Genomic DNA, 4,912 nt, shown 5'->3' on the forward strand with positions numbered 1-4,912 from the left:
GCACAACGGGTGGCGGCACCACCGGCGGGGGAACGACCGGCGCCTCCACCGGCGGCGGAACAACCGGCGGCGGAACCACCGGTGGAACTACTGGTGGCGGGACGACCGGTGGCGGAACAACTGGCGCGACCACTGGCGGCGGGACGACCGGCGGGGGAACGACCGGGGCGACCACTGGCGGCGGGACGACCGGCGGGGGATCGACCGGCGGCAGCAGTACCGGTGGTGGGACTACTGGCGGCGGGACAACCGGAAAGGGACATCCCTAGCCGAGTGCCCCGGCAGCTTCGTCGCGAGGCGTTGCACACCACACGGAAACCGCTGCACGACGTCGGGCGGGACGAACGCCAAGTACAAGACGAACATGGCCAACGTGAAAAATCCGACGGTGATGGTCATCATGATCACGGTGTGCATCACGACACCGACAGCCAGCACCCATGGCCGAAACCGGTTGTTCCACACCAGGGTTCCGATGGAAAGCTCGACCAGGAGGGTGACCCAGGTGGCGAAGTTCATCAGCAACGCATTGGTGGCCAGCCCAGGCGGGAAGGGTAGTAGCAGCATGTCCGGCAGCCGCAGGGCGTAGGACACCGCGGTGCCTTGCGGCCATGCGTCGCCGTTCAGCTTGGCCAGCACCGACGCGAGATAAATCAACGTCAACTGGGCTTGCATCAACCGGACCGGCCATTGCGCCCGCTGCTGAGCCGACCAGAAGGTGCCGGCGCTGCGCCGTTGGTCCAGCGAAAGTGCGGCGCCGCAAGGGGAGAGCGCTAGGAACAAGGCTTCGATGCGCACGGCCAGGTCGCCGGAATTGAACACCCACAGGTTCCGATGCTCGAACGACAAGATCAGCACGAACACCGTCAGAGCCGCCAGTCGACTGTGCCAGCCGATGGCCAGGGCAATCGCAGACACCAGCAGAACAGTCCAGCCGATCGTCAGCGCACGATCACCGGTCCACACCGCGAAGACACCCCACCGATAACCCCCGGCCCACTGCTGTGGCTCGACGCCGTGCGGACCGAACAGCTCGTGAAGATCGGGAAGCAACGAGAACGTCCAGCCGACCGCTAAGGCACCAAACGCCATCCTGGCCAAACCGAGGGTGTAGGCCGGTTGTGGCCGAAACCAGAACGTCCGCCATCCCTGCAACACGGCCACCGGCCATCGCCTTGAACCATTCTGTGGTTCCGTCATTGCGTGCCGGTCAAAATTTCGTCGTAGAGGATCTCGCTCTCCGTCGTGCGCGGGCTGTTGGAGCCGGGAGCCGGTAGCGACTCGGCGCGCAGCGTCATCTGTACCCGTGCGGCACGCTCGGTCGGCCTGGTGAGCTGTCGAATCGCCCAGTGCGCCAACCCCGCTCGGATGCCAGGCTCGCTTACGAGGTTCTCCTTGAGCTTCTGCCAGTGATACCAGGCGAACGCGCTGGCCACGCGGCCACCGCGCGGATTGGTCCACACCCGCTGTGCGCCATCAGCCATGGTGACCCGCACCTCGACGTACTCGACCCGCCGCAGCGGGTCCGGAGCGTACATCCGCCAGTCCTGCTCCAGCCCCGTGGCCGTAGCGACCGGCTGCAGCCCCGGCGTGAGCAGCCGCTTGAATGCGGCGTCGGGCATACTCCACACCACACCGATCGCCAACGCCACCACGACCACCACGCTGATGATGAACTCGCCGACCGGGGAGCGCTCGAATCGCTGGCCGATCGTCGACAGCTTCTCCAGTTCCAGCGCGAGCTCCCTTCCGTTGGCCCGGCCGCAATCCGTAAGAATCGCAGGACGCGCTTACTTTCCGGAGCAATTCGTCAAACGACGCGCCGCCGACAACCGGCTTCAGTCCCCGAATCGGCGGGCCAACTCCCGGCGATCCACTTTGCCGATGCCGCGTGTCGGAAGCGCGTCGACGACATGCAGCTGACGTGGCGCCGCCGTGGCGTCCAGCGTCTGCGCGACATGGGAGCGCAGTGCGGCCAGACTTGGTGCGGTGCAATCGTCGGCGACCACCACAGCGGCGGCCACCCGTTGGCCCAACCGATCGTCGGCGACTCCGAAGACCGCGCAGTCGCTGACCGCCGGGTGGGTCGAAAGCGCAGCCTCCACCAGTTGCGGCAGCACGGTCAGACCACCGCTGCTGATGGCGTCATCGACGCGGCCCAGCACGCTCAGCACACCTGAATCATCGATCGTGCCAATGTCGTTGGTCGAGAACCAGCCCGGCTCGGTGAACGGATCGGGATCGACCGGGTTGCGGTAGCCCTCGGCGATCGTCTTACCGCCGATCACTATCCGGTTGTCGGCGGCCAACCGCACCTGGACTCCGTCGAGAGGAACACCGTCGTACACGCAGCCACCGGCGGTTTCGCTCATCCCGTACGTCCGCACGACCGAGACACCGGCGGCGGCAGCCGAATCCAGAATTGACCGCGGCGCCGGCCCGCCGCCGATCAACACGGCGTCGAGTTCAGCCAGCGCAGTCGTCGCGGCCGGGTCGGTGAGCGCTTTGGCCAGTTGAGTGGTCACCAGCGACGTGTATCGGCGCCCGGGACCGAGTTTCCGTACCGCGGCGGGCAAGTCGGCGACCGCTAGCCCGGACGAAACGTCCAGCTCGACGGGGGACAAGCCGGCCAGCACACTGCGCACCAGCACCTGAATTCCGGCGATGTGATACGGCGGCAACGCCAGCAGCCACCGGCCCGGTCCGTTCAGTCTGTTGTGCGTAGCCGACGCGCCGGCCTGCAGTGCCGCAGCGGTCAACAGCGCGCCCTTGGGCGTACCGGTCGTTCCCGACGTCGTCGCCACCAGCGCGATGCCGTCATCGATGGGTTCGCCCACTCGCAACGCCGGCGGCGGTTCGGCGCCGGCCTGCACCGGAAGCAGGGCGCGGTCACCGCCGGCCAGCACCCGTTCGAGAGCGGGCAGTAACGAGCCCGCTGCTGCACCCGGCGTAACGGCAACGGCGTGCAGGACGCCTATCGGTGCTCCTCGCCGCCGCGGCCGTCGAGTGGCCAGCCTTTGGCCGCCAGGCGATGCCGCACCCGCTCGACGTCCTCCGGAGCCGGAAGGTCATCGGTGAGCTGTGTGATCGCGACACCGATATCGATGTCGTCGAACCCGTTCCGGTTGAGCAATTCTCTGGTCACAATTTTGATCTCGTCGTCGCTGAGCCGGCGGCACAGCAGCGCGAGCAGCGGAAAGTAGTCAGTCGGTGGAACACCCTCGGGATAGCCCGCGCGTAGCCAATTGACGATCGAGCTGAGGAATCGATTCACACCGCGTCAACTTCCCGTGCGGGGTTTCGTCCACGCGCACATAGTGGACGGTTTCATGCTACTTGGCTCTGGCGCCAAGGATGAACCAACCGGTATGTTCACCGATGAATTCGCGGGAGATGAAAAGCACCCCGATAGCGACCGCCGTCACGACCAGTGCGTAGGACAAGTAGCTGAGCGCGGTCAGCACCGAGCGCTTCAGCGTCACGGCGTCGCCACTGACACCTGCGGCCGCGCCTAGCCGTATTCCGACTGCGAACATCGCCGGTAGCGCGGCGCCGATGAGCAAACCGAAGACCAGGATCCTCAACGTGGCGATGTAGTTGAACCACGCGTTCATGAGCGGGAGTCCTGTGCCGGCGCGGCGTCGGTGGTGGCAACGGCGGTGCGCGATGCGGCGCTATTCGGTTGCGGTAGCTCTCCGTTGCCTTCGGCCGCCAGACCGCTGGCGGCGTGGGCCGGAACCTTAGCCCCGACGGCGGGTTGATCGGCAGAGTCGAGCCCGGCTGTCAGGCTGCCTTCCCACTCATCGTTGACGTTGTTGTGGTCGACCTTCGACTTGCGAGACCGCAGGTAAATGGCCGCCGCCACAGCGATCAACAAGCTGAAGCCGATGATGGCGCCCGGGAAGCCGCCGATGAAGTGAACCAGCGTGTAGGTAAATGCGCCGACGAGGCCGGCCGACGGCAGGGTGATGAGCCACGCCACTCCCATCCGGGCGGCCACCGACCAGCGCACCTCGGCTCCGGGTTTGCCCATTCCGCTGCCCAGTACCGATCCGGTCACCACCTGAGTGGTCGACAGGGCGTAGCCGAACTGGGCGGAGAGCAAGATGATTGCGGCCGACGACGATTCCGCGGCCATCCCCTGTGGTGACTTGATGTCGACGAGTCCCTTGCCGAGGGTGCGGATGATGCGCCAGCCGCCGGTGTAGGTGCCGGCCGCCATCGCCACCGCACAGGCCGTGATGACCCAGAACGGCGGCATGGTCGAGGTTTTGCTGATCGCGCCGTAGGACATCAGCGCCAAGAAGATCACGCCCATCGTCTTCTGGCCGTCGCTGGTGCCGTGTGCCAACGAGACCAGCGACGCCGAGCCGATTTGGCCGCGGCGGAAGCCTTTTTCGGTGCGCTTCTCCTCGGTTCCTCGGATGATGCGGTAGACCAGCCACGTGCCCACCGCGCCCACCGCGATGGCCACGATCGCTGCCACGATGGCCGGTATCACCACGTGCGACACCAGTCCGCGCCAGATGACGCCGTGTCCACCGACCGCGGCGATCGTGGCTCCGACGATGCCACCGATCAAGGCATGCGAGGAGCTCGACGGAATACCCAGTAGCCAGGTCATCAGATTCCAGACGATGCCGCCGACCAGACCGGCGAACACGAGCTCCAGGGTCACCAGGTGAGAATCCACCAGGTCTTTGGCGATCGTCGCCGCGACAGCCGTGGACAGGAACGCTCCGAGCAGGTTCAGCACTGCCGACAGTGCCACCGCGACCTTGGGCGCGAGTGCGCCGCTGGCGATGGAGGTCGCCATGGCGTTGCCGGTGTCATGGAACCCGTTGGTGAAGTCGAAGGCGAGTGCGGTGATGACGACGATTATCAGAAGAAAGAGTTGAAGGCTCACAGAGCA

The 4,912-nt window shown here is 66.1% G+C and carries 6 protein-coding genes; all 6 read right to left on the reverse strand.

Features of this window, described 5'->3' with window-relative positions; genetic code table 11:
- Window positions 1-231: 231 nt before the first annotated feature.
- A complete protein-coding gene (locus tag WA317_RS13015; protein ID WP_425173424.1) occupies window positions 232-1,164 on the reverse strand; it encodes an HTTM domain-containing protein in 933 nt (310 codons plus the stop codon).
- Window positions 1,165-1,196: 32 nt separating this feature from the next.
- Window positions 1,197-1,661, reverse strand: a complete 465-nt coding sequence (locus WA317_RS13020) for a hypothetical protein (protein ID WP_425173425.1) — start codon at window positions 1,659-1,661, stop codon at window positions 1,197-1,199.
- Between the two features lie 177 nt (window positions 1,662-1,838).
- The gene (menE, locus tag WA317_RS13025) at window positions 1,839-2,924 is read right to left on the reverse strand and encodes an o-succinylbenzoate--CoA ligase (RefSeq protein ID WP_425173428.1); all 1,086 of its coding nucleotides are present in this window, start codon (window positions 2,922-2,924) and stop codon (window positions 1,839-1,841) included.
- Window positions 2,925-2,974: 50 nt separating this feature from the next.
- Window positions 2,975-3,274 (reverse strand): DUF3349 domain-containing protein, encoded by a 300-nt coding sequence (locus WA317_RS13030; protein ID WP_425173426.1) that lies wholly within the window; start codon window positions 3,272-3,274, stop codon window positions 2,975-2,977.
- A 58-nt stretch (window positions 3,275-3,332) separates the two neighbouring features.
- Window positions 3,333-3,614: a hypothetical protein gene (locus tag WA317_RS13035; RefSeq protein ID WP_425173427.1), complete on the reverse strand. Its 282-nt coding sequence runs from the start codon at window positions 3,612-3,614 to the stop codon at window positions 3,333-3,335.
- Window positions 3,611-4,906, reverse strand: coding sequence for an anion permease (locus WA317_RS13040; RefSeq protein ID WP_425173429.1), 1,296 nt, complete (start codon window positions 4,904-4,906; stop codon window positions 3,611-3,613). The genes WA317_RS13035 and WA317_RS13040 overlap by 4 nt, the downstream gene beginning before the upstream one ends.
- Between the last annotated feature and the right edge of the window lie 6 nt (window positions 4,907-4,912).

Source organism: Mycobacterium sp. (assembly GCF_049802695.1).
In the GTDB taxonomy this organism is placed as follows: domain Bacteria; phylum Actinomycetota; class Actinomycetes; order Mycobacteriales; family Mycobacteriaceae; genus Mycobacterium.

Excerpts from the sequence above, each read along its gene's own strand:
- WA317_RS13035 (WP_425173427.1), bottom strand. The coding sequence starts at position 3,614 with ATGAACGCGTGGTTCAACTACATCGCCACGTTGAGGATCCTGGTCTTC.